General features: G+C 62.7%; 23 protein-coding genes. 12 read left to right on the top strand and 11 right to left on the bottom strand.

Annotated features, from left to right (window positions below):
- Positions 1-126: 126 nt before the first annotated feature.
- Together AC0QUY_RS15780 and AC0QUY_RS15775 are read left to right on the top strand one after the other, a co-directional pair.
- On the top strand, positions 127-327 hold the full coding sequence (locus AC0QUY_RS15780) for a hypothetical protein (protein WP_161850678.1): 201 nt from the start codon (positions 127-129) through the stop codon (positions 325-327).
- 19 nt (positions 328-346) lie between these two features.
- Positions 347-616 carry a hypothetical protein gene (locus tag AC0QUY_RS15775; RefSeq protein WP_161850677.1) on the top strand — a complete coding sequence of 90 codons (270 nt, stop codon included), beginning with the start codon at positions 347-349 and terminating at the stop codon, positions 614-616.
- A 144-nt stretch (positions 617-760) separates the two neighbouring features.
- Here the strand turns inward: AC0QUY_RS15775 and AC0QUY_RS15770 are convergent, their stop codons facing one another.
- Complete coding sequence (locus tag AC0QUY_RS15770) at positions 761-1,420, bottom strand: hypothetical protein (protein WP_475387498.1); 660 nt, start codon at positions 1,418-1,420, stop codon at positions 761-763.
- The gene (locus tag AC0QUY_RS15765; protein ID WP_161850676.1) at positions 1,420-1,884 is read right to left on the bottom strand and encodes an Lrp/AsnC family transcriptional regulator; all 465 of its coding nucleotides are present in this window, start codon (positions 1,882-1,884) and stop codon (positions 1,420-1,422) included. Before AC0QUY_RS15765 ends, AC0QUY_RS15770 begins: the two co-directional genes overlap by 1 nt.
- Before the next feature lie 159 nt (positions 1,885-2,043).
- Here AC0QUY_RS15765 and AC0QUY_RS15760 point away from each other — a divergent pair, with 159 nt between their 5' ends.
- Positions 2,044-3,057 (top strand): 1-aminocyclopropane-1-carboxylate deaminase, encoded by a 1,014-nt coding sequence (locus AC0QUY_RS15760; RefSeq protein WP_161850675.1) that lies wholly within the window; start codon positions 2,044-2,046, stop codon positions 3,055-3,057.
- Positions 3,058-3,164: 107 nt separating this feature from the next.
- On the opposite strand, the gene recQ is transcribed toward AC0QUY_RS15760, so the two are convergent.
- The 4 genes from recQ to AC0QUY_RS15740 form a co-directional block, all read right to left on the bottom strand.
- A complete protein-coding gene (recQ, locus tag AC0QUY_RS15755; protein ID WP_161850674.1) occupies positions 3,165-5,021 on the bottom strand; it encodes a DNA helicase RecQ in 1,857 nt (618 codons plus the stop codon).
- Positions 5,021-6,382: a vWA domain-containing protein gene (locus AC0QUY_RS15750; RefSeq protein WP_475387497.1), complete on the bottom strand. Its 1,362-nt coding sequence runs from the start codon at positions 6,380-6,382 to the stop codon at positions 5,021-5,023. The genes recQ and AC0QUY_RS15750 overlap by 1 nt, the downstream gene beginning before the upstream one ends.
- A gap of 7 nt (positions 6,383-6,389) precedes the next feature.
- A complete protein-coding gene (locus AC0QUY_RS15745) occupies positions 6,390-7,337 on the bottom strand; it encodes an AAA family ATPase (RefSeq protein WP_057860385.1) in 948 nt (315 codons plus the stop codon).
- A gap of 110 nt (positions 7,338-7,447) precedes the next feature.
- Positions 7,448-8,083 (bottom strand): HAD-IA family hydrolase, encoded by a 636-nt coding sequence (locus tag AC0QUY_RS15740; protein WP_475387496.1) that lies wholly within the window; start codon positions 8,081-8,083, stop codon positions 7,448-7,450.
- A gap of 107 nt (positions 8,084-8,190) precedes the next feature.
- Here AC0QUY_RS15740 and AC0QUY_RS15735 point away from each other — a divergent pair, with 107 nt between their 5' ends.
- Positions 8,191-8,952, top strand: a complete 762-nt coding sequence (locus AC0QUY_RS15735; RefSeq protein WP_475387495.1) for a S1 family peptidase — start codon at positions 8,191-8,193, stop codon at positions 8,950-8,952.
- A gap of 111 nt (positions 8,953-9,063) precedes the next feature.
- Here the strand turns inward: AC0QUY_RS15735 and AC0QUY_RS15730 are convergent, their stop codons facing one another.
- Positions 9,064-11,286 carry an acetate--CoA ligase family protein gene (locus tag AC0QUY_RS15730; RefSeq protein WP_475387494.1) on the bottom strand — a complete coding sequence of 741 codons (2,223 nt, stop codon included), beginning with the start codon at positions 11,284-11,286 and terminating at the stop codon, positions 9,064-9,066.
- 160 nt (positions 11,287-11,446) lie between these two features.
- Complete coding sequence (locus tag AC0QUY_RS15725; protein WP_475387493.1) at positions 11,447-12,022, bottom strand: class GN sortase; 576 nt, start codon at positions 12,020-12,022, stop codon at positions 11,447-11,449.
- On the opposite strand from AC0QUY_RS15725, the gene AC0QUY_RS15720 reads away from it, so the two are divergent.
- The gene (locus tag AC0QUY_RS15720) at positions 12,012-12,278 is read left to right on the top strand and encodes a hypothetical protein (RefSeq protein ID WP_475387492.1); all 267 of its coding nucleotides are present in this window, start codon (positions 12,012-12,014) and stop codon (positions 12,276-12,278) included. The genes AC0QUY_RS15725 and AC0QUY_RS15720 overlap by 11 nt on opposite strands.
- Here AC0QUY_RS15720 and AC0QUY_RS15715 read toward each other — a convergent pair.
- Positions 12,250-14,430: a marine proteobacterial sortase target protein gene (locus tag AC0QUY_RS15715; RefSeq protein WP_475387543.1), complete on the bottom strand. Its 2,181-nt coding sequence runs from the start codon at positions 14,428-14,430 to the stop codon at positions 12,250-12,252. The genes AC0QUY_RS15720 and AC0QUY_RS15715 overlap by 29 nt on opposite strands.
- A 268-nt stretch (positions 14,431-14,698) precedes the next feature.
- On the opposite strand from AC0QUY_RS15715, the gene AC0QUY_RS15710 reads away from it, so the two are divergent.
- Both AC0QUY_RS15710 and AC0QUY_RS15705 read left to right on the top strand, forming a co-directional pair.
- The gene (locus AC0QUY_RS15710; protein ID WP_475387542.1) at positions 14,699-15,460 is read left to right on the top strand and encodes a helix-turn-helix domain-containing protein; all 762 of its coding nucleotides are present in this window, start codon (positions 14,699-14,701) and stop codon (positions 15,458-15,460) included.
- A gap of 180 nt (positions 15,461-15,640) precedes the next feature.
- Entirely contained in the window at positions 15,641-15,850 is a 210-nt protein-coding gene (locus AC0QUY_RS15705; RefSeq protein WP_161850667.1) for a cold-shock protein, read from the top strand.
- 116 nt (positions 15,851-15,966) lie between these two features.
- Here AC0QUY_RS15705 and AC0QUY_RS15700 read toward each other — a convergent pair whose 3' ends face one another.
- Positions 15,967-17,520: an acyl-CoA synthetase gene (locus tag AC0QUY_RS15700; protein ID WP_475387491.1), complete on the bottom strand. Its 1,554-nt coding sequence runs from the start codon at positions 17,518-17,520 to the stop codon at positions 15,967-15,969.
- A gap of 72 nt (positions 17,521-17,592) precedes the next feature.
- Positions 17,593-18,807: an ABC transporter substrate-binding protein gene (locus AC0QUY_RS15695; RefSeq protein ID WP_475387490.1), complete on the bottom strand. Its 1,215-nt coding sequence runs from the start codon at positions 18,805-18,807 to the stop codon at positions 17,593-17,595.
- 213 nt (positions 18,808-19,020) lie between these two features.
- Between AC0QUY_RS15695 and AC0QUY_RS15690 the strand changes: the two genes are divergently transcribed.
- The 5 genes from AC0QUY_RS15690 (at position 19,021) to AC0QUY_RS15670 (ending at position 24,079) form a co-directional block, all read left to right on the top strand.
- Entirely contained in the window at positions 19,021-20,175 is a 1,155-nt protein-coding gene (locus AC0QUY_RS15690) for an acyl-CoA dehydrogenase family protein (RefSeq protein ID WP_475387489.1), read from the top strand.
- Positions 20,176-20,312: 137 nt separating this feature from the next.
- Positions 20,313-21,467 (top strand): acyl-CoA dehydrogenase family protein, encoded by a 1,155-nt coding sequence (locus AC0QUY_RS15685; RefSeq protein ID WP_475387488.1) that lies wholly within the window; start codon positions 20,313-20,315, stop codon positions 21,465-21,467.
- 32 nt (positions 21,468-21,499) lie between these two features.
- Positions 21,500-22,156 carry a glutathione S-transferase family protein gene (locus AC0QUY_RS15680; protein ID WP_161850662.1) on the top strand — a complete coding sequence of 219 codons (657 nt, stop codon included), beginning with the start codon at positions 21,500-21,502 and terminating at the stop codon, positions 22,154-22,156.
- A 170-nt stretch (positions 22,157-22,326) separates the two neighbouring features.
- On the top strand, positions 22,327-23,121 hold the full coding sequence (locus AC0QUY_RS15675; protein ID WP_475387487.1) for a helix-turn-helix domain-containing protein: 795 nt from the start codon (positions 22,327-22,329) through the stop codon (positions 23,119-23,121).
- A 91-nt stretch (positions 23,122-23,212) separates the two neighbouring features.
- A complete protein-coding gene (locus tag AC0QUY_RS15670) occupies positions 23,213-24,079 on the top strand; it encodes a beta-keto acid cleavage family enzyme (protein ID WP_161850660.1) in 867 nt (288 codons plus the stop codon).
- The last annotated feature ends 47 nt before the right edge of the window (positions 24,080-24,126 follow it).

The following is a 24,126-nucleotide window of genomic DNA, read 5'->3' as shown; positions in this document are numbered from 1 at the left end:
TTTTGCCATCGAAGCGACCGCGGGCGAGCCTTCAAACAACAAACTTGCATGGCGATCTGTGCTCAGCGCGGTCCCCTCTTATCGTCCTGGCGGCAGAATGCCGGCCTGGCGCAATGGAGCGTGCGAATGAGCGAAGTTGAGTTCGATCGGATTGTCGATGCCGTGCGGAAGGAAATCGCGCTGGCACCGGTGGTGAATTTGCCGACGGGGTTGCGGGCTTTCGAGTGGCGGACCAAGGCCACCGCCGGCGACAAGCCGGCGTCCCGGCACCACGCTTCCTTCGCCAGGATTCGCCGCGTCGGCGAGGGGCGGAAGCGATACCGGTGAAGCCGATACAGGAGACCTAATGGAACGATCGGTGTTCGAAGTCGTGAAGGCGCCGCTGGGCTGGTCGGTGTTTGCGGATAACGTCAAGATCGGCGGCGTCTACGATTCCCGCGGCGCCGCCCTCGAAGCCGCCGTAGTGGCTGCGGCCGATACTGTCAGCGATGGTGGTGGCGTTCAAATCAACGTGCCGGGCGACGAGGAAGAAAAGCCGAGATGGGCGATCGCGTTTGATATCGCGAGCTCGATTCTGCCAATGAGGAGCGGGCGCGAGCGCGGTGGCTCACGGTAAAGCCGGTATGAAGGCAATCGCTCGACTTTGACTGATAGCCTGCACGCCTTACGAGGAATTTCGAACTAGCCTGACGCTGTCCGCGCAGTCGCGAGCCATGCGTGGATCGACACTGGCCGCCGTCGGTTTTCCGCCGGCGGCCTTTCATTTGGCGTCGTCGAACGGCGACACCGCGGGACTACCGACGCGCATCCGCTTGATGCGACGCACCGCCATCGGCGCGCCGTCGGACTGATACTGCAGCTCGTACTTCTTGCCGTTCCTGTCGACCGCAATGCAGGAGATGGAGGAAAGCTCCAGCGTCACGAAGTTGCCGACTTGCTTGCAGAGGCCGGCGGTCGATTCGACTGACGGCACCGGCAGGCCATCGGCCTTGGGCCGGTCCTTGGATTTCAGCAGCATCCGGTCGATCGGCAGTTCGTACAGATTGGCCTCCGGCCTTCGCCCGTTGTCGCCGGAAAACGTGATGATGTGGCTGTCGTCGCCGGGGTCGTCGAGCGCCACGGTAAAATTCGCCCTGCCTTCCTCGGTCTGGAAGAAGGCCACGGCCCGGCAGCCAAAATCCCGGCCCGCGACCTTGAGCGTAGCGCACTTGCCGGACATCATCGCGAAGATGACGGTATCGGGCTCTTGCCGCTGCAGTTCGTCCGAGGCGAAGGCCGGCGGCGCAATAAAAATGGTGGCAAGCGCCAAAGCCCGCCGGCAAAGCTTTCTGATCATGTCCGGTTGATAGAACATGGCGTGCGACGTGACCAGCATCTCGCCCAGTTCCGCGGCTGGCTTCAAGGTAGGATAGTCCGCCATCAGAAATCGAGCGGTGCGTTGTCGACCACTTCCTTCATGACGAAGAAGGTCCGGGTCTGGCGGACGCCTGGCAGCGCGATCAATTGGTCACCGTGGATGCGGTTGAAATCCTCCATGTCGCCGACGCGGATCTTGAGGAAATAGTCGAAATCGCCGGCCACCAGATGGCAGTCCAGCACGAATTTCAGTTGCGCGACCGCCCGCTCGAAGGCGGCAAAGCTTTCAGGCGTGGAGCGGTCGAGCACGACGCCGACCATGACCAGTGCACCCTTGCCAACCTTGCGCGGCGCCACCATCGCCCTGACTTGGGCGATATAGCCCTCGTCGAACAGGCGCTGGGTACGGCGGTGACAGGTGGCGGCGCTGACGCCGGCCATTTCGGCCAGCTCGGCGTTGGTCAGCCGGCCGCTATTTTGTAGCAAACGCAATATCTTAAGGTCGATACGGTCCAGCCTGCCGGCCATGAAAGAATCTCTCGAAATTATGCCGGATACTGGATGAAATAGTAGTCAAATAGAGCTCGTTTGCAATCTTCGTGAAGAATACCCGATCATTTAGAGAGCACCTTTCCAGCCCTTAATGGTAGGGGCGTTTCCGGAGATCAGACATCTACGGGGATGACGATGCTGGAGAAATTCGAACGCTATCCGCTCACCTTCGGGCCCACCCATATCGAGAAGCTGGAGCGGCTGTCGCAGCATCTCGGCGGCAAGGTCGAACTCTACGCCAAGCGCGAGGACTGCAATTCCGGTCTTGCCTTTGGCGGCAACAAGCTGCGCAAGCTCGAATACATCATTCCCGATGCGATCGCCTCCAACGCGGATACGCTCGTCTCGATCGGCGGCGTGCAGTCCAACCACACCCGCATGGTCGCTGCGGTGGCGGCCAAGATCGGCATGAAGTGCCGGCTCGTGCAGGAAAGCTGGGTGCCGCATGAGGACGCCGTCTATGACCGTGTCGGCAACATCCTGCTCAGCCGCGTCATGGGCGCGGATGTGCGGCTGGTCGACGAAGGCTTTGACATCGGCATTCGACAGAGCTGGGAAGAGGCGATTGCGGACGTGAAGGCCAAGGGCGGCAAGCCCTATGCGATTCCGGCCGGCGCCTCCGTGCACAAATATGGTGGGCTCGGCTATGTCGGCTTCGCCGAGGAGGTGCGGGCGCAGGAGAAGGAACTCGGCTTTGCCTTCGACTATATCGTGGTCTGCACGGTCACCGGCTCGACCCACGCCGGCATGCTGGTGGGATTTGCCAAGGACGGCCGCGAGCGCAAGGTGATCGGCATCGATGCGTCCTTCACGCCCGCGCAAACCAAGGCCCAGGTGCTCGATATCGCACGCAATACCGCAAAGCTCGTCGAGCTCGGCCGCGAACTCGTCGAAGACGATGTCGTCCTGATCGAAGATTACGCCTATCCGGCCTACGGCGTTCCCTCAGAAGAGACCAAGGAAGCCATCCGACTCTGCGCACGGCTCGAAGGCATGATCACCGATCCCGTCTACGAGGGAAAATCCATGCAGGGCATGATCGACCTCGTGAACAAGGGCTATTTCCCGAAGGGATCGAAGGTGCTCTACGCCCATCTCGGCGGTGCGCCCGCCATCAACGGATACGCCTACACCTTCCGCAACGGTTGAGGGCTACCATAGCGTTTTCGAGCGAAGTGGATGCCGGTTCGCGTCAAGAAAACGCGTCAACACTAGAATCTAGAGCTTCGATTCTTGATTCAATCAGAACCGAAGCTCTACGCGTCCGCCGCTCGCACCAGCGCGAGCAATTCGTCGCCGTAATGCTCGAGCTTCTTGTCGCCAATGCCGGGGATATTCCGGAGTTCGTTGAGCGTCATTGGCCGCGCGGCGGCGATGCCGTCGATGGTGGAATCGTGCAGCACGACATAGGCTGGCACGCTTCGCTGGCGCGCGATGTCGGAGCGCCATGCCCGCAACGCGGCCTGCAGGCCGGCATCGGCGGGCTTGGTGTCGGCGCGCGGCGCCAGATCGCCGCGCCGTGATTTGGCGCGGCTGGCGCGAACACGCGTGCCGGGCGCCGCCTCGCGCAACATGATCTCGGTCTCGCCTTTCAGGACGCCGCGCGCGCTCTCGGTCAGCTTCAGTGCGTTGAACGCCTCGCTATCGGCGCGCAGATGGCCCATCGCGACCAATTGGCGGATTACCGCACGCCATTGCTTCTCGTTGAGGTCGCGGCCGATGCCGAACACGGACAGTTTGTCGTGGCTGAACTGCGTGACCTTCTCGGTCATGCGGCCGACCAGCACGTCGATCAGGTGCATGGCGCCGAACCGCTGCCCGGTGCGATAGGCGCAGGACAATAGTTTTTGCGCGGCGACCTTGCCGTCGCGGAGTTGCGGCGGCGACAGGCAGTTGTCGCAATTTCCGCAATTGCTGCCGGTGACGTCCTCACCGAAATAGCCGAGCAGGCGGCCGCGGCGGCAGCCGGCGGTTTCCGCCAGCGCCACCAGCGCATCGAGCTTGCCGATCGACACGCGCTTGAACGCATCGGATGCGGTGGATTCGTCGATCATGCGGCGCTGTTGCACGATGTCGGAGAGGCCGTAGGCCATCCAGGCACTGGAGGCCTTGCCGTCGCGCCCGGCGCGGCCGGTTTCCTGATAATAGGCCTCGATGCTCTTCGGCAGATCGAGATGCGCCACGAAGCGCACGTCCGGCTTGTCGATGCCCATGCCGAACGCGACGGTGGCGACGATGACGACGCCATCCTCGTTGATGAAGCGGTCCTGGTTGCGGGCGCGCATGCCGGCGTCGAGGCCCGCGTGATAGGGCAGGGCGGGGATGCCGGCGCTGGTCAGCGCTTCAGCGGTGTCCTCGACCTTGGCGCGCGACAGGCAATAGACGATGCCGGCATCTCCGGCATGGCGCTCGCTGATGAAAGCCTTGAGCTGGGCCGGAGCGTTCTGCTTCTCGACGATTTCGTAGCGGATGTTCGGGCGGTCGAAGCTCGAGATGAAGCTCGGCGCGCCCGATAGCCCGAGCCGGGTCACGATCTCCTTGCGCGTCATCTCGTCGGCGGTCGCAGTCAGTGCGATGCGCGGCACATCCGGAAAACGCTCCGCAATCGCGGACAGGCCAATATACTCGGGACGGAAGTCGTGCCCCCATTGCGACACGCAATGCGCCTCGTCGATCGCAAACAGCGCGATATCGGCTTGGCCGAGCAGGGACAGACAGCGCGGCGTCAGCAAGCGTTCGGGCGCGACGTAGAGCAGGTCGAGGTCGCCGGCCAGCAGTCGCCGCTCGACTTCCGAGGCTTCGTCAAACGACAGCGTCGAGTTCAGAACGGCCGCATTGACGCCTGCCTCCAGCAGTCCCGCGACCTGATCGCGCATCAGCGCAATCAGGGGAGACACCACGATGCCGCAGCCTTCGCGCAACAAGGAGGGCAACTGGTAACACAGCGACTTGCCGCCGCCGGTCGGCATCAGCACTAGGCAATTGCCGCCCTCGGTGATGTGACGAACGATTTCCTCCTGCGCACCGCGGAAGGTCGGCAGGCCGAACACGGAGTTCAGCACCGACAGCGCGTCGGGGGCATTGTCACGGGGAAGAACTGCCGAAGACGACATTACTGATAGCTCGCCACGATATCGGACACCGCACGTTCGAGCTGTTTCGCGGTCGCGCATTGGCGGACCACGGTGCAGAAGGTCGAATAGCGCGGCATTTCGGAATCGCCCCAGCCCCAGGCCATGCGGCCCTCCGGATTGAGCCATACCAGCCGCTTCGATCGCTCGGCGATACGGCGAAGGATATCGGCGCGCGGATCGAGATTGTTGCTGCGGGCGTCGCCGAGCACGATCACGGTCGTCTGTGGCGTGATCGCGTTCATCCAGCCGTGTTCGAAATCGTCAAGCGAGCTGCCGTAGTCGGAGGAGCCGAAGCCGACCTTGTACATGATCTCGGCCATCGCCTCTTCCGGCGATTTGGATTCCAGGATGTCGCTGACCTCGATCAGATGCCCCGAAAAGGCGAACGAGCGGACGTCATCCACGACCTCATGCAGGCTGTGAATCAGAAGCAGGAAGAAATCGGAAACCCGCGCCACCGATCCCGAGACGTCGCACAGCGCAACGATCTTCGGCTTGTCGCGGTGCCGCCGTTTCCAGGCGGTGAGGAACGGCACGCCGCCCCACGCCGCATTGCGCCGGATGGTGCGACGCACGTCGAGATGGCCGCGGCGCTGGCGCTTGCGCGGCTTGGAGTAGCGCTCGCGGAGGCGGCGGGCGATCTGGCGGATCAGATGCCGCATCTGCTCGACCTGCCGCGGCTCGATCCGCGACAGCGGCGCGTTACGCAAAATTTCGTTGCGCAAATTTTCCGCTTCCTCGCGCCCGTACAACATCAGCGCCTGCGAAACCGTATCGCGGACGGTGCCGCGCAGCCCATCCAGTGCATTGGTCAGCCGTTCCGCCAGTGCAGGATTGGTTGCCGTGAGGTTGTCGAGGTCGTCGCGCAGGCGCTGGATGCCCATCTGGTCGAGGATGCGGCCCGAGAAGATACCGCGCTGCGTGAAATAGCGGATGTCGGACAGCGAGGCCGCGCTCGCCGCATTGGCGATGGCGGCCGAAATCTGGTTGCGGTCCTGCGCCAGCAGCATTTGCGCAAGCTGGCCGAGGCCCTCGGCCTGCTCGTCGCCGCTTGTCTCGCTGGGTGAATCGGAGCCCGCGTTGGATCCTTGTGTCTCCTGCTCGTCTGCTTTGCTGTCTTCGGGCTCCGGCTGATCGAAGAACAGGTCAAAACAGTCGCCGAGTGCCTTCTTCTCGTCCTGCGTCTTGGCGAGCGTCAGCAGGAACGTGTCGCGCAGGATCGTGCGGTCGGTAAAGCCTACCTTGGAGACGGCCCGCATCGCATCGATGCTTTCGGCCGGCGAGAGCCTGACGCCTGCGCCCCGCGCCGCACGAAAGAAGCGATGCAGGTTCTCCCTCATTCGCGCCTCACCCGAAGACGCCCTGACGCGAAGCCTTGGCGATGAAGGTGGAAACCTGAGGCATGGTGGCCTCGATATCCGCCTCGTATTTCAGCAGGACGTTCAGCGTGTCCTTGACCACCTCATGGCCGAGTTCGGGCGCCTGCAGCAGCACCAGCACGCGCGCCCAGTCGATGGTCTCGCTGACCGACGGCAGCTTCTTCAGGTCCAGCGTGCGGACCTCGTTGATGAAGCCCACCATCTGCCGGCGCAACGTCTGCGAAATGCCTGATACTCGGCTCTCGACGATCCGCTCCTCAAGCTTCTGCTCGGGGAAACCGATATGCAGATGCAGGCAGCGGCGCTTCAGCGCATCGCCGAGATCGCGTTCGCTGTTCGAGGTCAGGATCACGGTCGGCGGCGAAACCGCGACCACGGTTCCGAGTTCCGGAATCGTGACCTGGAAGTCGCTGAGAATTTCCAGCAGCAGCGATTCGAATTCGGCGTCCGACTTGTCGATTTCGTCGACCAGCAGCACGCAGCCCGCGGGCTGCTCCAGCGCCTGCAACAGCGGCCGTGGCTCGACGAATTCCTTGGAGAAGAACACGTCGCCGAAATCGTGAAGCTGGTTCAGCGCCGCTTCCAGCGTCGGCGCGCCGCCGAGCACTTCGCCGAGCTTATCCTTCAGGATCTGCGTGTAAAGAAGCTGCTTGGCGTATTTCCACTCGTAGAGCGCCTTGGCCTCGTCGAGCCCCTCATAGCATTGCAGGCGGATCATCTTCATGCCGCGCCATGCAGCGATCGCTTTCGCCAGTTCGGTCTTGCCGACGCCGGCGGGCCCTTCGACCAGGATGGGCTTTTCGATCTGCTGCGCCAGATAGACCGCGGTCGCGATCTGGCGGCTCGCAATATAGCCCTGCGCCGCAAGACCGCTTTCCACTGCCTCGATCGAGGCCGAAGGCCTGGTATCAGCCACGGGTTTTCAACTCCGAATTCGATGGATTTCGGAATGTTCTGCCTGCGTTCCCGGCAAAGGACAAGCGCCGTTTGGGCATAACGAGGGCGCAAGTTCCGGTATTTTTCCGCCTAGCGCAATGCCAGCCCGGTAGCTGCCTCAAGCTCCCCGATCGCCTGCGCCGCACTGACCACCTTGATCGTGGTCATGCCCATCTCGCGCGCCGGCTTCAGGTTGATGCCGAGGTCGTCGAGGTAAACGCAGTTCCTGGGATCGACCTTCAGTGTCTCGACCATCATCCGGTAGATACGCGGATCGGGCTTTCGGAGACCGATTTTGGCGGACTCGATGACATGGTCGAACAGCGCCATCACTTCGGCGACATAGAGCGTGCGGCCGCTGTGGCTGCCGATGGCGTTGGCGGGCAGATTGTTGGTGATGCAGCCGGTCTTGAATTTGGCCTTGATGCGCTTGAGCGCCTCGACCATCTCGGGCCGCAGATCGCCTGACAATAGCGGCAGCACGTCCTTGCCGCGAACCGCTGCGCCCAGCGCCAGCGATTCCGCCGCGAACAATTCGTCAAAAGCTTCGATGTCGACCTCGGCGCGCTCGAATTTGGCCCAGGCATTCTCCAGGTGATTGGCGGCGTTGGTGCGCCGGATGATGTCGGCCGGCAGCCCGCGCTCGGTCTCGTACCGCGCAAAGGCCTCGAAGGGCGAAGTGGTCAGCACTCCGCCGAAATCCCAGATCACTGCCTCGATCATCATGCCCCGCCTGAAAAATATCTTTGCGGAGCGGCTAACACGAAATGCCCTTGAGAACCAGCCCGATCCGGCGCTTGGCGATACGCGCACCAAAGGCTATTGCTGCATCGATGAAGATCCTGCTTCGCTTGATTGCCAGCCTTGTCCTGCTGCTGTCCGTTCCCGCGCACGCCATTGTCGGTGGCGGTGCGCCGTCGACGGAAGGCGTGGCCCGCTCGGTCGTCACCATCGTCGGCTCGCGCGGCAACTTCTGCACTGGCGCGTTGATTGCGCCAAGGCTGGTGCTGACCGCGGCGCATTGCGTGCCATCAGGCGCGGACTACAAGATCGTCGAATATGGCGCCGACCGGCAGCCGACGCTGCAGGATGTGAAGAGCGTCGCCATTCACCCCGGCTTCAACATGCAGGCGATGTCGGGACATCGTGCGACAGCGGATGTCGCGTTGCTGCAATTGGCCGCGCCGCCCAAGGGCAAGACGGCGGCCGTGCTCGGATTACCTGAGATCCCGATCAATGTCGGCAGCCGTTTTACCATCGCGGGAATCGGCGTGTCCGTGCGCGGCGATGGCAGGAGCGGCGGCACCATCCGCGTCGCCGGCCTGGTTGCGACGGGCAGGCCGGGGACACTTCAGATTAGGCTTGTCGACCCCGTGGGGCAGGGCACGCGCGACGGCCTCGGTGCCTGCACCGGCGATTCCGGCGCGCCTGTTTTCGAGGACAAACAAGGCGGCCCCGCGATCGTCGGCGTGGTGAGCTGGTCAACGGGGCCGAATGGCTCGGCGGGTTGCGGCGGCATGACCGGGGTTACGCCGCTGACGCTGTATCGCGACTGGGTTTTACAGACCGCGCAGAAATGGGGCGCGGCGTTGTAGCTTGCTCAGTGCCGTACGGTGGGCAAAGGCGCACTTGCGCCGTGCCCACCATCAAGCACTCCTCGCGATGGTGGGCACGCCACGCTTTGCCCACCCTACGGCTTCCGTGACTCAATGCTCCGCAGCCTTGTTCGCTGCATCGTTGTTCAGCACGATCAAGCCGTCGACGGCGACGCCGACCTTGCTGTTGATCAGGAACGGATTGACGTCGATCGAGGCGATGCGGCTGCCGGCATCGGCCATCAGATTGGACAGGCCGACCAGCGCCTTCACGGCGGAAGGCTCGTGCAGCGCCGGCTTGCCGCGATAGCCCTTCAGCTTCACGCCGGCCTTGGTCTTGGCGATCAATTGCTTCGCCTCGGCCTCGTCCAGCGGCGCGCCGGCGAGCGCTACGTCCTTCATCAACTCGATATCGACGCCACCGGTGCCGAACAGCACCACCGGCCCCATCTCGGCGTCGAGCGAAGCGCCGACCACGAGTTCGAGATCGGCCTTGACCTGCTGCGCGATTAGAATGCCTTCGAGTTTCGGCTTGCTCTTGATCTTCCTTACCCGCGCGGTGATGTCGTTGAACGCCTTCTTCACCTCGGCCGCGCTGTTGAGGTTCAGCACCACGCCGCCGATGTCTGATTTGTGCAGGATGTCGGCACTGACGACTTTGGCCACGACGGGAAAGCCGATCTTCTTGGCAATCTTCACGGCCTCCGCCGCCGTCTGCGCGATCTCTTCCTTTGAAACCGGGATGCCATAAGCCTTGAGCAGCTTTTTCGACGCGACCTCGTCCAACGCTGCGGCGCCGTTGGCGGCCTTGAGCGTCTTCTCCAGCACCGCGCGCGCGGAAGCCTTCGAGCTCGATAGGATGTCTGGCACCTCCTTGCGCAGGGACGCATACTCGATCAGCGACTTGATCGCGCCGACGGCGCGATCGAGGCCCTGCATGACCGCGATGTTCGGCAGCGATTTGCGCAAACCCTTGGTGAATTCGGTGAACCCGATCGACATCGCGCTGATGTAGACCACGGGCTTGCTGGCGGCGCCCGCCATCTCGTTGACGATCCGTAAGTTGCGCTCGCGCAATTCATGCGGCGCCTTCGGCAATTCGGCGTCGATGATGACGATGTCGGTGTCGGGATCGTCGATCATGATCTTGATCGACTTCATGTAGACGGAAGGGTCGACGACAGCGGCAAAGCCGGCGTCAAGCGGATTGCCGACAATGCTGCCGGGGCCGAGCATTTCCGCCAGTTGCGCCGTCGCGTTCGCGCTGAGCGGCGCGAAGTTCATGCCGGCCGAATAGAATGCATCGATCAGGAGGCCACGCTTTCCGCCGGACAGCGACACCGCGGCGAGACGGTTGCCCTTCGGCGGATCGGCATGGACGAAACATTCGGTGGTCTCGATCAGCTCGTCGAGGCCGCGGACGCGGATCACGCCTTCGCGGGTCGAGATCGCGTCAAAGGTTTCGATCGAGCCGGCAAGCGCGCCGGTATGCGCCATCGCGGCGGCACGGCCACCTTCGGAGGCGCCAAGTTTCAGCGCGATCACGGGCTTGCCGGCGGCGCGGGCCGCCTTGCAGGCTTCGCGGAACACTTTTGTGTTCCGCACGCCTTCGAGATAGACCACGATAACGCGGATCGAGGGATCGGCCGCGAAATAGGCCATCAGGTCGGGCGTCTCGAGCCCGGTCTCGTTGCCGGTCGTGACCATGTAGCCGACGCCGACGCCGCGATCCTCCAGCGTCTGGCGGATCGCCATCACGATCGCGCCGGATTGTCCGACAATCGCCACCGGGCCGGCTTCCATGGTGACAATGCGGTCGTCGATATTGGTGAACAGCTTTTCGCCTGCGCTCAGATTGCCGAGGCAGTTCGGGCCGGTGACGGCAAGGCCGGTCTCTTTCACGGCCTGCTTCAGTTCGACTGCAAGCCGCTGGCTTTCCTCGTCCTGCAACTCGCTGAAGCCCGAGGTGACGATGGTGGCCGAGCGCGCACCGGCTGCCGCCGCGTCACGGATCACTTGCACGGCAAAACGCGCCGGCACCAGCACCAGCACATGATCGGGTTTCTCGGGGAGGCTGGCGAAATCCTTGTAGCAGGGCACGCCCCAGATCGTTTCGCGCTTAGCGTTGACCGGGAACAGGCCGCCTTCGTATTTGTATTTGATCAGATTGTTCCAGATGCGCTCGGCATAGTTGCCGGGCTTGTCGGTGGCGCCGACCAGCACGATATTGCGCGGGTGCAGCATCGCATGGATGCTCTTGACGATGTCGCTGGCGTCAGGCGAGGGCGACCATTGTTCGGCTTGATGCGATGCGGTGCTTGCCTGAGCGTCCATGGATGTCCCTTACTCTGCTGTTTTGGCAGCGGCGATCGACAACGCTCGCTGTGCGTTCTTTTGATTGCGACCTTTTTATTGAGACTTGGCAAGGGTGGCAACACGCGTTGCGCGCGCAGTGCCATTCGCGTCGCGCACGATTTCCCGGCTCGCGGAGAATTCACAGCGGATTCGGAGCTGATACAATCATGGTGGCGTGCACAAGATAGCGTTCCGGCCCCGGCGTCAGCGCCTCGAATGGCCAGCAGGTCGACAGCACCAGATGATATCCGTCTGCGAGCGGATCGATGCCGGAGGCGTCGAAGCGCACGACCGAAGTGGCATCCACCTGGTAACGGAATTGCTTGCCGTCGCTTCGCGTGACCTCGATCTCGTCACCTATGACGACGTTCTTCAGAAAGGCGAAATGCGTATCGCGATGCGCCGAATAAACGGCGACGCCGCGCTCGCCGGCATCGGGTGTCCGTTCGACATGACCCGGACCGAAGGCGAGCGCCTGGCCGCTGCTGCCTGCGAGCACGATGGTGCGGGCATGGAGCCGCTTCACGTCGATACGGGCAACCGGCCATGTGTCGGCCCACGACCACGGTTTCGTCTCGTGTCCGGTGGCGATGGTTTTCTCGAAGGCGCGTTCCAGCAGGACCTGTGCAACCAGCGCCTTGGCGTGGATGTAGGCGCCCTGGCCGAACAAGATCAGGCCGATGAGAGCGAGGAGGAGAGGGAGGATGAAACGCATGGACACTCTATCCGTCATTGCCTGCGACAAACGCGAGGCGTTTGCGCAAGGGAGCGAAAGGCACAAAGCAATCCATCTTTCTTTCCGCGGCGAGATGGATTGCTTCGCTTCGCTCGCAATGACGGCGGTTGAGGAAAAGGCGGCGCGCGCGGCCTTGGGGGGACGGGTGGGAGCCGCGCGCGCTCTGGAAAGAGGAGGTCAGGGGTCCCTCCTCCTTTCAGCCGACGTCAACACCGTGACATCTGACGTCGATTGAGCACGAACAGGATCAGGCTGAACGTGAGCAGGATCACACCGGCAATCATCTTCAGCTCGGCGTCAGTTGCCGTCTTCGGCAGCGCGAGCGTGCTGGGCGGCTGGGTGACGACAGGCTGCACCCGCTTCAGCGCCGCGACCTGAACGCGCGCCTCTTCCGTATCGGCGCGCCGCTCCGTCGGCGTTGCCGGCACGCGCGGGCGCTCGCCGAACACCTTTTCAAAGTCCCATCCCGCAGGCAGGTTGATCGGCAGTTCCGAAACCTTGAGCGGCTCTCCTTGCGGACGGCTCGGCGTCTTGTCGACGGCTACCAGACTCGTCAGCCGCGTGACGAGCTGATGCTCGAGCGCCAGCGAGAGGATGGCCTTGTCGGCTTCGTCCGGCGTCGTCTGACGCGTGGTGCGCCCAACCTCCGCATCCGCGATCTTGCGGCGGGCCCAGAGCTTGGACAGGCCCTTGCCTTCGGCCGCATTCGCTAGCGGAAGGGTGACGACCCACGGGCGATCGCCGATGCGGCCCTTGATCTCGACCGAGCCCGCGAGCTTGTCGAGTTTTGCGGCCAGCACCAGCGGCTCGTCGCGGTAGACGTCGGGGATCGCAACCGGCGTGATGTCGGCCGTGGCATCGGAGAATTTCGCGGTCAGATTAGTCACCGCGGGATTCTCCAGCTTGGCGAACAGTCCGCGCATGCGCTCCTCGACCTGCTCGACCGCGCCGATATGGGTGAAGGTGCCGCGGCCGAGTTCGGCGGCGCGCGTCATCAGGTAGGTGTTTGGCGCCGAGCCGATGCCCACCATGAAGACGCGCGAGCGGCCGCGCAACGCGCTGATGGTTTCGAACAATTGCTGTTCGTTGCCGATGGCGCCGTCGGTCAGGAATACGACCTGGCGGACGTAACCGGTGTCGCCGCTGTTGTCGGACAGCGCCGCCCGCATCGCGGGCACCATTTCCGTGCCGCCATTGGCCTGCAGCGCGCCGACGAAGGAGGTGGCCCGGCCGATATGCTCCCTGTCGGCGGGCACCGCTGACGGGAACAGCACATCCATGGTGTGATCGAAGCGGATCACGTTGAAACGATCGTTCGGCTGCAGACGGCCGAGGGCGTAGGTGAGGCTCGCCTTGGCCTGAATGATCGAGACGCCGCCCATCGAGCCGGAATTATCGATCACGAAGATCACTTCGCGCGGCATCGGTTTCTGCTGCGCCTGCTCGACCGCGGGCGGTGTCACGAACGCCAGCAGATAATCGGAATTGCCGACATGCTCGCGGAACAGCCCGACCGACGGCGCCTTCTCGGCCGCGGGTTTCCAGGTCAGTTCGAAATCGCGGTCCGCCGGCACCGGGCCTTCAGCAAGGCGGATGATGCTGGTGCTGGCGTCTGGCTTCTCGGTCTTGATCGTATGGTGGTGACTCCTGACCTCGCCGAGCGGAAAGCCTGCTTGCAGCCGCACGGTGATGCGGATCGGATTAACAGGCGCGTTGGTGGCGGGATCGAGCACTTCGGGCGAGATGCGGTCGCGATCCGGCACGGGATCGGATTTGGCCGAACCCCAGCCGCCGCTATCAGGCTTGAAATCGACGCTCTGCACGACGGGCGCGGGATTGTAACGTGGGGCGATCACCATCGGCACCCGCAGCGAGAACTCGTTGCCGGATTGTGCGACAGGCTCCTGATATTCGATCTGCACCAGCACGGTTTCGCCGGGGCCGATATTGGCGACCGAATTGGTGAAGATGTTCGGCCGCTCCTGTTCGGTCAGCGCCGCCTTGTGTCCACTCTGCTTCGCCTGTTCGTAGATGATCTTTGCTTGCTGCCGCTCCTTGATGTCACCAACCACGACGCGATCGCCGATCACCATCTTCAGCGTATCGACCGCGCCGCCCGACGGCAGCGGATAGACGTAGACGGCTTCGAGGTTGCGAAAAATCTGGGTGACGCGGGCGCGGACCGTCGGCCCCGACACGGTGAGATCAACATCGACGCCGAGCCGCGACGCAACGGCATAGCCCTCGTCAATCTTCAGCAGCAGCGAACCGGCGCGGACGTCGCCGGGCTTGAGGAACGTCGACTGCAGGCGCTCCGCTGACCAGACCGGCTCAAAACTCAAAAATAATGCCGCAAACCCGACCAGGATTACGGCAACGCCCTGCATCACGAAGAACAGCACCAGCCTGATCAGGCTGGGCTGTTCGCTGCATTTGTCTGCCTCAATTTCGTCTGATGTCGTAATGTCGCTTAACTCCCGAACGGCGATTTCGCCGTGCGAGAAGGGTGTGGAATTCAGCGATTTGGCGCGAGCGGAATGATCGGCCTTGTTCGGTCATCCGCCACCGTGCCCCGCCACGGCTGGGGCGGTTTTGTACGGGTTTGTGATGGATTGTGCGTCTGGTACAATGACGGGAGTTGAAGCAGGGATGACGATGCCGACGCCGGACAAGCAGCTTTCCGCCGAGCAGAGCCGGCAGATTGCCGACACCATTCGCGAAGAGCTCGCCCGTCGCCGCATCTCCCGGCAGTCTCTGGCCGAACTCGCAAAACTCAGCCTTTCGACGCTGGAAAAGGTGCTGGGCGGCCGCCGCCCGTTTACGCTGGCCACCACCGTTCGCCTCGAACAGGCGCTCGGCGTTTCCTTGCGCAAGACGCCGGAGGCACCGGCGTCTGTCGCTGCCGTCAACGGCGAGGTTGCGCCGGATGGCCTGGGCGCCTATTCGCGCCGCGCGGTGGCGTGGATCGAAGGAACCTATGTCACGGTGCGGCCGTCGTTCGGCGACAAGGACGCGATCTTTGCCTACCGCACCGAGATCACCTGGGATACCGCGGCCTCATCGCTGGTGTTTCACGAGAGCGAGCGGCAGGACGCAGCCTTCACCCAGTTCGGCGAAGTCGCGGTGCCGAACCAGTCGAGACATATCTATCTCGTCACCAACCGGCATGGCCAGCATCGCCTGATCACAGTGGCGCACCTGGCGATTTCAGGCGAGATGTACGGGATCATTACGACGCTGCTTGCGGGTCGCGGCTCGTTGCTGACGCCGATCGCAGCGCCAATCGCCTATCTTCCGATCAAGATGGTAGCTCACCCGACCTTTGGCAGGGTTTCGTCCGACGATCCCAATTATGCGCTGTACCGCCAGCATTTGCGGCGGACGACAGATGAATCGTTCGCGCTGTTCCTGTCGTGATAGCGCTCTCAAGCCTTGCATTCCCGGCGAGACACACTATATGAGCCCTATTCGAATTATCGCTCTGCCTTGTTGACCACGCCGAACCGGCTCCAATCCCCAAGACATCGTTGAAATCGGATCAAGCCTGCGCGGAGGTCGTGCGGGCAAAGCGCTTTCGCGCATCTTGGAGATGGTTACATGGCTACCGGAACAGTTAAGTGGTTCAACGCGACCAAGGGTTTTGGCTTCATTCAGCCCGATGATGGCAGCACCGACGTTTTCGTCCACATCAGCGCCGTCGAACGTGCGGGTCTGAGCTCGCTCAACGAAGGTCAGAAGATCTCGTTCGAAGCGAAGAAGGACCCGATGCGCGGCAAGACCAGCGCCGAGAACCTTCGCGTCGGTTAAAGGTTGCCGATTCGGGATTTCCACGGATGTACTGGGATCCTCTAATTGGCCTCCTATACGAGAGCCCGCCGGTGATGAACCGGCGGGCTTTTCGTTTGTCGAATGCCGGCGCACGATCATGAAGCAATGGCCGCTTTGTCGGTCGGCCTCGGCGCGCTGAAATTCTTTCGCAATGTCGGCTTGTGGATTTTCCCCGTTGCGTTGCGCGGCAACGCATCGACGAATTCGATCAGCCGCGGGCATTTGAACCGCGCCAGATTGGCCGCGCAATGCGCGTGAATCTCCGCTGGTGTCAGCGTATGGCCGGGCTTGACGGCCACGATCGCCATGCCGACCTCGCCCCATTGCTCGTTCGGGATACCGATCACGGCAGCTTCGGCGATTGCCGTGAGCTGATGCAGCACGCTCTCCACCTCGGCCGGATAGACGTTCTCGCCGCCGGAAATGTACATGTCCTTCCAGCGATCGACGATGTAGTAGAAGCCCTCTTCGTCGACGCGGGTGGCATCGCCGGTGTGCAGCCAGCCGTCGGTGAAGGATGACTGGTTGGCATCTGGCCGGTTCCAGTAACCCGGCGTGACGTTCGGTCCCCTGACCCAGAGTTCGCCGAGCTCGCCGACATCCGCATCGGTCCCGTCGGGGCGCACGATCCGCACTTCCGTGTGCAGCACCGGCTTGCCGGAGGAGCCGGCCTTGCGCGCGGCGTCCTCGCGGTCGAGCGCCAGCACGGCCGGTGACGTCTCGGTCATGCCATAGCCCTGCTGCAGAGCCACGCCGCGTTCTTCCCACACTTTCAGGAGCGGTACGGGCATCGGCGCGCCGCCGACGCCTCCGATCACGAGGCGGCTGAAATCGGACGTCGCGAACGAAGGATGCTGCGCCATGAACTGGTAGATCGACGGCACGCCGAAAAATTGGGTAATGCCGTAGGAGGGGTCGCTGATCAGTTGCAGCGCCACGCCGGGGTCGAATGTGCGCATGATCAACACGGTGCCGCCCGCATGCAGCACCGGGTTGGTGTAGCAATTGAGCCCGCCGGTATGAAACAGCGGCAGCACGGTGAGCAGCACCGTCGATGGCGAGACGTAGGCGGGGCCGCCGAGATTGACGCAGTTCCAGAACGTCATGCCATGGGTGATGATCGCGCCCTTGGGTTGACCTGTCGTGCCCGAGGTGTACATGATGGTCGAGATGTCATCGAGCGTGACCATCTCCGCGCGATCGAGCGGCGCCGAAGCCGCGATTGCCGCCTCGTAGGAACCGCCGGGGCCGAGCAGCAACGCGGATGAAACGTTGCAGAGCTTTGCGACCGCGAGTGCGACCTCGGCGAGATCGGTGTCGTGGATCATCACTTTTGGCGAGGCGTCGCCGACAATGAATTGCAATTCAGGAACGGTGAGGCGGGTGTTGAGTGGCAGGAACACCGCGCCGATCCGGAAACAGGCGAACTGCACCTCCAGCGTATCGGTGGTGTTGAGCGCGAGCACGGCGACCCGGTCGCCGCGCGTGACACCGAGTTTGTCGCGCAGATGAGTGGCAAGCCGCGAGATGCGCGCATCGAACTGCGCGTAGGACAACCGGCGGTCGCTGGCGAGGTCGATGGCCGCGATCTTGTCCGGCGTGCGGCGGCCGAAATGCGCGATCCAGTCGTAATAGCGAACCGACGACATGCTTCCTCCCGAAAACTGCCCGATCACCTGCCGGCTACGTTGGACTCATTGCTTGTCTTGTCGCGTCAACGCTCACGAACCCCGCAGCAGCTCACTGATCACGTTGAACTGGTTGTCGCGAAACTCGACCATATAGCCGTCCTTGATCGGACGGTAGTCTGTCGGCGAGGTGTTGAGCTTGACGCCCGGCATCAGCATCGGCAGCGATACGTCCTTGAGGTTGGCCGCTTGCGCCATGATGTTTTCGCGGCTGAGGTCGTTCTTGCACTGCGTCAGCACCACGACCAGCGCCTGTGCCACCATGTAACCATATCCCGCCGCCAGATTGGCCGGATCGATGTTGGGCAGCCGCGCTTTCATGAAATCGCGATAGGTGACGAGGTCGGGATCGGTCGAGTCAGCCGAATAGGGTTTGAGCGCCCCGACCGACATGATACCGGTTGCCGCTTCAAGCCCTGCCGGCACCATCACCAATTCCTTGTTGGCGCAGCCTGAGGAGATGAAACGCATCGGCCGCCAGCCGGTCTCGTGCGCCTTTCGGATCGCCTGGGCGCAGGCGCGCGGCGTTACGCTGTAGATCAGGAAGACATCGGCCTTGGTGTTGGCGAGCGTGAGGATCTGCGAATCCACGGTGGGATCGGCAACCTCGAAGCTGGTTGCCAGCGCGATCACCTTGTCGGCGTCCGCGCCGAGCGCTTGCCTGACGCCGCGCAGATAATCCTTTCCGGCGTCGTCGTTCTGATAAAGGATCGCAAAGCGCGCATTGGGATTCTTGGCGCGGGCAAAGCGCACCTCGATGCCGGCTTCCTCGACATAGTTGGGCGCCCAGGGTAGCGCCATCAGCCAGCGCTGGTTGACCGGGTCGTTCCATTTGGATGCCGAGCTGATCAGGAACAGATGCGGCACCTTGGCGCCGTTCAGATACTTTGCGGTCGCCGAACTCGGTGCGGTGCCCATGGTTCCGAACATGAAGGCGACGCCGTCATTCTCGACCAATCGGCGCGTCGCCTCGACCGTCTTTGGCGGCGAGAAGCCGTCGTCGAGCGAGATCATGTTGAGCTTGCGTCCGTTGACGCCGCCTTTCTCGTTGATCAGGTCGAAATAGGCCGCAAAGGCCTTGCCGGTGACGCTGAGCGCCGACGCCGGGCCGCTATACGGCATGATGTTGCCGAACTTGATCTCGGTGTCAGTGATGCCGGGTTGCTGAGTCGAGACTGTGGTCGCAGCAGTGAGGGAGAGCAAAGCTGAAAAGATGGCGGCCGGGACGAACTTGTTCGATCGGATCATGCTTCATCCTCCCGGCGAATGGCCGACAATGTTGTTATTGGTTTTGCATCAAGGCTAGGGCATGCTCGGGCAACCGGTCTTGCGTTCAGTTGCTGGACACAGCACGCGTCGGGTTTGCCGGTGCGACAGGCCGCGTCAGCACGATGATGCCAGCCGCTCAACGCAAGTTTGAGCAGGCCAAATCGGGGCATCGTCATTGCGCGGGAGGAAAGCATGCTGGAGCGAACGAAGGTGCAAAGCCCGTTCTATACGGCGGACCATGAAGCGTTTCGCGACGTGATGCGCCGCTTCGTGGCGCGCGAGATCGAGCCCTATGCCCACGAATGGGACGAGGTCGGCGAGTTTCCGCGCGAGCTTTATCGGAAAGCATCCGAAATCGGGCTGTTGGGTTTGGGCTTTCCGGAAGAGTATGGCGGTGTGCCTGCCGACCAGTTCATGAAGATCGTGGCCTCGCAGGAACTGGCACGCGCCGGCGCTGGCGGGGTCAGCTCCAGCCTGATGAGTCATACCATCGGCTCGCCGCCGATCGCCCGTGCCGCGCGGCCCGAGGTCAAGGCGCGCGTGCTGCCGCAGGTTCTGTCGGGTGAGAAGATTTCCGCGCTTGCGATCACCGAGCCGAGCGGCGGCTCCGACGTCGCCAACCTCCGCACCAAGGCGCGGCGTGACGGCGACCATTATGTCGTCAGCGGCGAGAAGACGTTTATTACCTCCGGTATGCGAGCCGACTATCTGACGGTGGCGGTGCGTACCGGCGGCGATGGGCCGGGCGGCGTCAGCCTGCTTCTGATTGAGGGCGACACGCCGGGCCTGTCACGCACGAAGCTGAAGAAGATGGGCTGGTGGGCATCGGATACCGCAACGCTGCATTTCGACGAGTGCCGCGTGCCGGCCGAAAACCTGATCGGCGAGGAGGGCCAGGGTTTCAAGATCATCATGCATAATTTCAACAGCGAGCGCATGGGCATGGCGGCTAGCTGCACGGCTTATGCCCGCGTCTGCGTCGAGGAGGCAATTGCCTATGCCAAGGAGCGCAAGACCTTTGGCAAGCCGATCTCGCAGCACCAGGTGATCCGCCACAAGCTGGTCGACATGGCGCAGAAGGTCGCCGCGTCGCAGGCGATGCTGGAAATGCTGGCGTGGCGGCTCGGGCAGGGCGAGAGCCCGGTTGCCGAAATCTGCATGATGAAGAATCAGGCGACCCAGACCATGGCATTCTGCGCCTCCGAGGCCGTGCAGATCTTCGGCGGCGCCGGCTTCATGCGCGGCGTCAAAGTCGAGCGCATCTACCGCGAGGTCAAGGTCAATGCCATCGGCGGCGGAACCGAGGAGATCATGAAGGATCTCGCCTCGCGGCAGATGGGGCTGTGAGTTGCCGTCATTCCGGGGCGACGCGAAGCATCGAACTACGATGTGCAATTGTACATCGGAGAATCTGGAGATGAGTTACACAATGTCGAGATTCCGGGTTCGCGCTTTGCGCGCCCCGGAATGACAGGAAGGAACGTATGCTCTTCACCGCCGACCACGACGAACCCCGCCGCATCCTGCAAAAATTCATCGCTGCCGAGATCAATCCCTTCGTTGATGAATGGGAGAAGAACGACATCTTCCCGGCGCATGAACTGTTCAAGAAGCTCGGCGATCTCGGTTTCCTCGGCCTCAACAAGCCGGTCGAGTTCGGCGGGCAGGGACTGGATTATTCCTACGCTCTCATGATGGCCGAAGAGCTCGGCGCCATCACATGCGGCGGCGTGCCGATGGCGATCGGGGTGCAGACCGATATGGCGACACCCGCGCTGGCGCGGTTCGGCTCCGATGAAGTGCGCCGCGAATTTCTCGAGCCCGCGATCGCGGGCGATGCGGTCGCCTGCGTCGGCGTTTCCGAACCAGGTGCCGGCTCGGATGTCGCGTCGATCAAGACCCAGGCGCGTTCCGATGGCGACGATTACGTCATCAACGGCGGCAAGATGTGGATCACCAACGGCGTGCAGGCCGACTGGATCTGCCTGCTCGCCAATACCAGCGATGGCCAGGTTCATCGCAACAAGTCGCTGATCTGCGTGCCGATGAAGACCAGGGGTGTGCAGGTCGCGCGCAAGCTCGACAAGATGGGCATGCGCTCGTCCGACACCGCGCAGATCTTCTTCGACAATGTCCGCGTCCCAAAGCGCAACCGGATCGGCGAGGAAGGCAAGGGTTTTACCTACCAGATGGTGCAGTTCCAGGAGGAGCGGCTGTGGGGCGCGGCGGCCTGCCTCAAGGCCCATGAATTCATCATAGCAGAGACGATCGAATATACCCGCAACCGAAAAGCGTTTGGAAAGTCGATCCTCGATAACCAGACCGTTCATTTCAAGCTCGCGGAAATGCAGACCGAGGTCGAGCTGTTGCGCGCGCTGGTCTACCGCGCCGCCGAGGCGCTGATCGCGGGCGAGGACGTGACGCGGCTTGCGACCATGGCCAAACTGAAGGCCGGCCGGCTGGGCCGCGAACTCACCGATGCCTGCCTGCAATTCTGGGGCGGCATGGGATTCATGAACGAGACACCGGTCAGCCGGGCCTATCGCGACAGCCGTTTGACCTCGATCGGCGGCGGCGCCGACGAGGTGATGCTGACGGTGCTGAGCAAGATGATGGGCACGCTGCCGAAAAGCCAATAAGAACGGACCAGAGAAATAAAAAGGAACGCCTGATGATCACGCTCTATCACTGCGACGGCGCGCGCTCGTTCCGCCCGCTCTGGATGCTGGAAGAGATGGGGCTGCCGTACGAGCTGAAGATGCTGCCATTCCCGCCGCGGGTGCTTGCCAAGGAATATCTCGCGATCAATCCGCTCGGCACCATTCCATTCATGATCGACGGCGAGACCAAGATGACGGAGTCGTCAGGCATCTGTTATTATCTCGGCACCAGATACGGCCCGACCCCGCTGGTGGTGGGGATGGATGATCCGGCCTATGGCGCCTTCCTGAACTGGATGTATTTCAGCGACGCCACGCTGACCTTTCCGCAAACGCTGGTGCTGAGATACAGCCAGCTCGAACCGGAAGAACGGCGGAACCCGCAGGTAGCCGGCGACTATGCCAAATGGTTCCTCGGCCGGCTGCGCGCGGTTGAGGCAGCGACCGCCAATGCCGAAAACCTGTGCGCTGGCCGCTTCACCGCTGCCGATATCGTCAACGGCTATGCGCTGCGGCTGGCCGGTAATATCGGGCTCGCGAAGGATTTCGGGCCGAACGTCAGGGCGTATTGGGCCCGGTTGCAGGAACGTGAGGGCTACCAGCGCGCAGTTGCGGCCGAACGCAAGGCGGGTGTCGAGCAAAACGTCGCGCCACGAATACGGGCTTGATTAACGTCGTCATTCCGGGGCGATGCGAAGCATCGAACCCGGAATCTCGAGATTCCGGGTTCGCTTCGCGCCCCGGAATGACAGTCCCCTTATGTCGGTGACAGGCGACGAATTTCCGCTATGGTTGACCCCATCGCAGCGGCCAGAGAGCCGCGCGAGGAGGACGAGCCATGGACGATACCGGCCACAAATCCGGCCATCTGATGCTGATCACCCCGGAGCGCGTGTTCTATGCCGGCCTGCTCGGCCGGCCCCGGCAACGCTGCTCGGGCGGGTTCAACATCTATGTCGCGATTGAAGGAAGTCTCTGGCTCACCACCGCTGACGGCCGTGAAACCCATGGTGAAATGGTCGCGCTGTTGCCGAACGTCAGGCACACCATCGCCAGCGATCATCGCTCGGTGCTCAGCGTCGTGATCGAACCGGAGAGCGTTCGTCCCGGTGCGCTCGAAGAGCTGGCGCAGCGTCTCGCGGGGCCGGAGGGCGCAACGTTCGCCAACCGCATTCGCGCCGCCTATCGCGAGCTGCGCGAGCATCACGCGGGCAACGACTTCTCCAGCGCCGAATTCGATTCCCTCTGCCTCGGCGAAGTCCTGCCGCAGCGCGAACTCGATCCTCGCGTGGCGCGCGCGATTCTGCAGATCGGAAAATTCTCCGGCGAACCGGTGACGGCGGCGAGCTGCGCCGCGGAGGCGGGATTATCACCGTCGCGCTTCCTGCATCTGTTCAAGGAGGAGACCGGCATCTCCTTCCGCTCGTTCCGCGCCTGGAAGCGCGCGCGGCATCTGCTGCATTTCGCCAACCAGGACATCAACCTTGCGCATCTGGCGCAGGATATCGGCTATCCCGATTCCACGCATTTCAGCCATTCGATCCGCCGCTTCTATGGCCTGAAGCCGCGCGCGATCTTTTCCGGCTCGCGCGATCTGGCGATTTATAGCCACCGCCATGCGAGCGCCGGATAGCGGGTGGACGCAAGAAGCCGACTGATGCGGAACGCATGATCGCGCTGGATTTTCTCGCGATCCTTCGCGTCTCGCATTTGAAGGTTGATCCATGGGTGACAAGGCCGTCATTACCTGCGCGCTGAATGGCGTGCTGACCGATCCAAAGCAGCATAACGTACCGGTCACGCCGGAGCAGATGGCCCGCGAGGCCAGGGCTGCCTTCAACGCCGGCGCCAGCATCATGCATGTTCATCTGCGCCAGCAGGAGCCGAACAAGGGGCATCTGCCGTCCTGGGACGTGAGCGTCAGCAGGGAAATCCAGCAGGCGATTCGCGAGGCTTGTCCCGGCGTCATCATCAACCACACCACGGGTACCTCCGGCCCGAAATATCAGGGCGCGCTTGATTGCGTGCGCGAGACCCGGCCCGAGATCGCTGCCTGCAACGCCGGCTCGCTGAATTATCTCAAGGTGAAGGCCGACAACACCTGGGCCTGGCCGCCGATGATGTTCGATAACGCGGTCGAGAAGGTGCAGGACTATCTCGACGTCATGAAGGAAGCCGGCACGATCCCGGAGTTCGAATGTTTCGACGTCGGCATCGTGCGCTGCGTCGGCATGTACCGGCAGACCGGCATGTATTCCGGACCGCTCGAATATAACTTCGTGATGGGCGTCGCGTCGGGCATGCCGGCCGATCCGGAACTACTTCCGATCCTGTTGAAGCTGAAATTGCCGGAAGCGCATTGGCAGGTCACCGCGATCGGCCGCGCCGAAATCTGGCCGCTGCACCAGCGCTGCGCCAATCTCGGCGGCCATCTGCGTACCGGACTGGAGGATACTTTTTATCTTGGTGATGGCACCAAGGTGACCTCTAACGGGCAGTTGATTGAAGCCATCGCCGCCTGTGCGCGACGCGCGGGCCGCGAGATCGCGAGCCCCGCAGAAGCGCGGCAGATTTTCGGGACAAGGCATTGAGGTCGTCATTCCGGGGCGCGAAGCGAACCCGGAATCTCGAGATTCCG

The organism is Bradyrhizobium sp. WYCCWR15520, from assembly GCF_056174665.1.
This window is presented reverse-complemented; position numbering and strand designations above follow the sequence as displayed.

Coding starts and splice junctions, on each gene's coding strand:
- AC0QUY_RS15780 (WP_161850678.1), top strand. CDS start 127: ATGAGCGAAGTTGAGTTCGATCGGATTGTCGATGCCGTGCGGAAGGAA.
- AC0QUY_RS15775 (WP_161850677.1), top strand. CDS start 347: ATGGAACGATCGGTGTTCGAAGTCGTGAAGGCGCCGCTGGGCTGGTCG.
- AC0QUY_RS15770 (WP_475387498.1), bottom strand. CDS start 1,420: ATGGCGGACTATCCTACCTTGAAGCCAGCCGCGGAACTGGGCGAGATG.
- AC0QUY_RS15765 (WP_161850676.1), bottom strand. CDS start 1,884: ATGGCCGGCAGGCTGGACCGTATCGACCTTAAGATATTGCGTTTGCTA.
- AC0QUY_RS15760 (WP_161850675.1), top strand. CDS start 2,044: ATGCTGGAGAAATTCGAACGCTATCCGCTCACCTTCGGGCCCACCCAT.
- recQ (WP_161850674.1), bottom strand. CDS start 5,021: ATGTCGTCTTCGGCAGTTCTTCCCCGTGACAATGCCCCCGACGCGCTG.
- AC0QUY_RS15750 (WP_475387497.1), bottom strand. CDS start 6,382: ATGAGGGAGAACCTGCATCGCTTCTTTCGTGCGGCGCGGGGCGCAGGC.
- AC0QUY_RS15740 (WP_475387496.1), bottom strand. CDS start 8,083: ATGATGATCGAGGCAGTGATCTGGGATTTCGGCGGAGTGCTGACCACT.
- AC0QUY_RS15735 (WP_475387495.1), top strand. CDS start 8,191: ATGAAGATCCTGCTTCGCTTGATTGCCAGCCTTGTCCTGCTGCTGTCC.
- AC0QUY_RS15730 (WP_475387494.1), bottom strand. CDS start 11,286: ATGGACGCTCAGGCAAGCACCGCATCGCATCAAGCCGAACAATGGTCG.
- AC0QUY_RS15720 (WP_475387492.1), top strand. CDS start 12,012: ATGAAACGCATGGACACTCTATCCGTCATTGCCTGCGACAAACGCGAG.
- AC0QUY_RS15725 (WP_475387493.1), bottom strand. CDS start 12,022: ATGCGTTTCATCCTCCCTCTCCTCCTCGCTCTCATCGGCCTGATCTTG.
- AC0QUY_RS15715 (WP_475387543.1), bottom strand. CDS start 14,430: ATGCAGGGCGTTGCCGTAATCCTGGTCGGGTTTGCGGCATTATTTTTG.
- AC0QUY_RS15710 (WP_475387542.1), top strand. CDS start 14,699: ATGCCGACGCCGGACAAGCAGCTTTCCGCCGAGCAGAGCCGGCAGATT.
- AC0QUY_RS15705 (WP_161850667.1), top strand. CDS start 15,641: ATGGCTACCGGAACAGTTAAGTGGTTCAACGCGACCAAGGGTTTTGGC.
- AC0QUY_RS15700 (WP_475387491.1), bottom strand. CDS start 17,520: ATGTCGTCGGTTCGCTATTACGACTGGATCGCGCATTTCGGCCGCCGC.
- AC0QUY_RS15695 (WP_475387490.1), bottom strand. CDS start 18,807: ATGATCCGATCGAACAAGTTCGTCCCGGCCGCCATCTTTTCAGCTTTG.
- AC0QUY_RS15690 (WP_475387489.1), top strand. CDS start 19,021: ATGCTGGAGCGAACGAAGGTGCAAAGCCCGTTCTATACGGCGGACCAT.
- AC0QUY_RS15685 (WP_475387488.1), top strand. CDS start 20,313: ATGCTCTTCACCGCCGACCACGACGAACCCCGCCGCATCCTGCAAAAA.
- AC0QUY_RS15680 (WP_161850662.1), top strand. CDS start 21,500: ATGATCACGCTCTATCACTGCGACGGCGCGCGCTCGTTCCGCCCGCTC.
- AC0QUY_RS15675 (WP_475387487.1), top strand. CDS start 22,327: ATGGACGATACCGGCCACAAATCCGGCCATCTGATGCTGATCACCCCG.
- AC0QUY_RS15670 (WP_161850660.1), top strand. CDS start 23,213: ATGGGTGACAAGGCCGTCATTACCTGCGCGCTGAATGGCGTGCTGACC.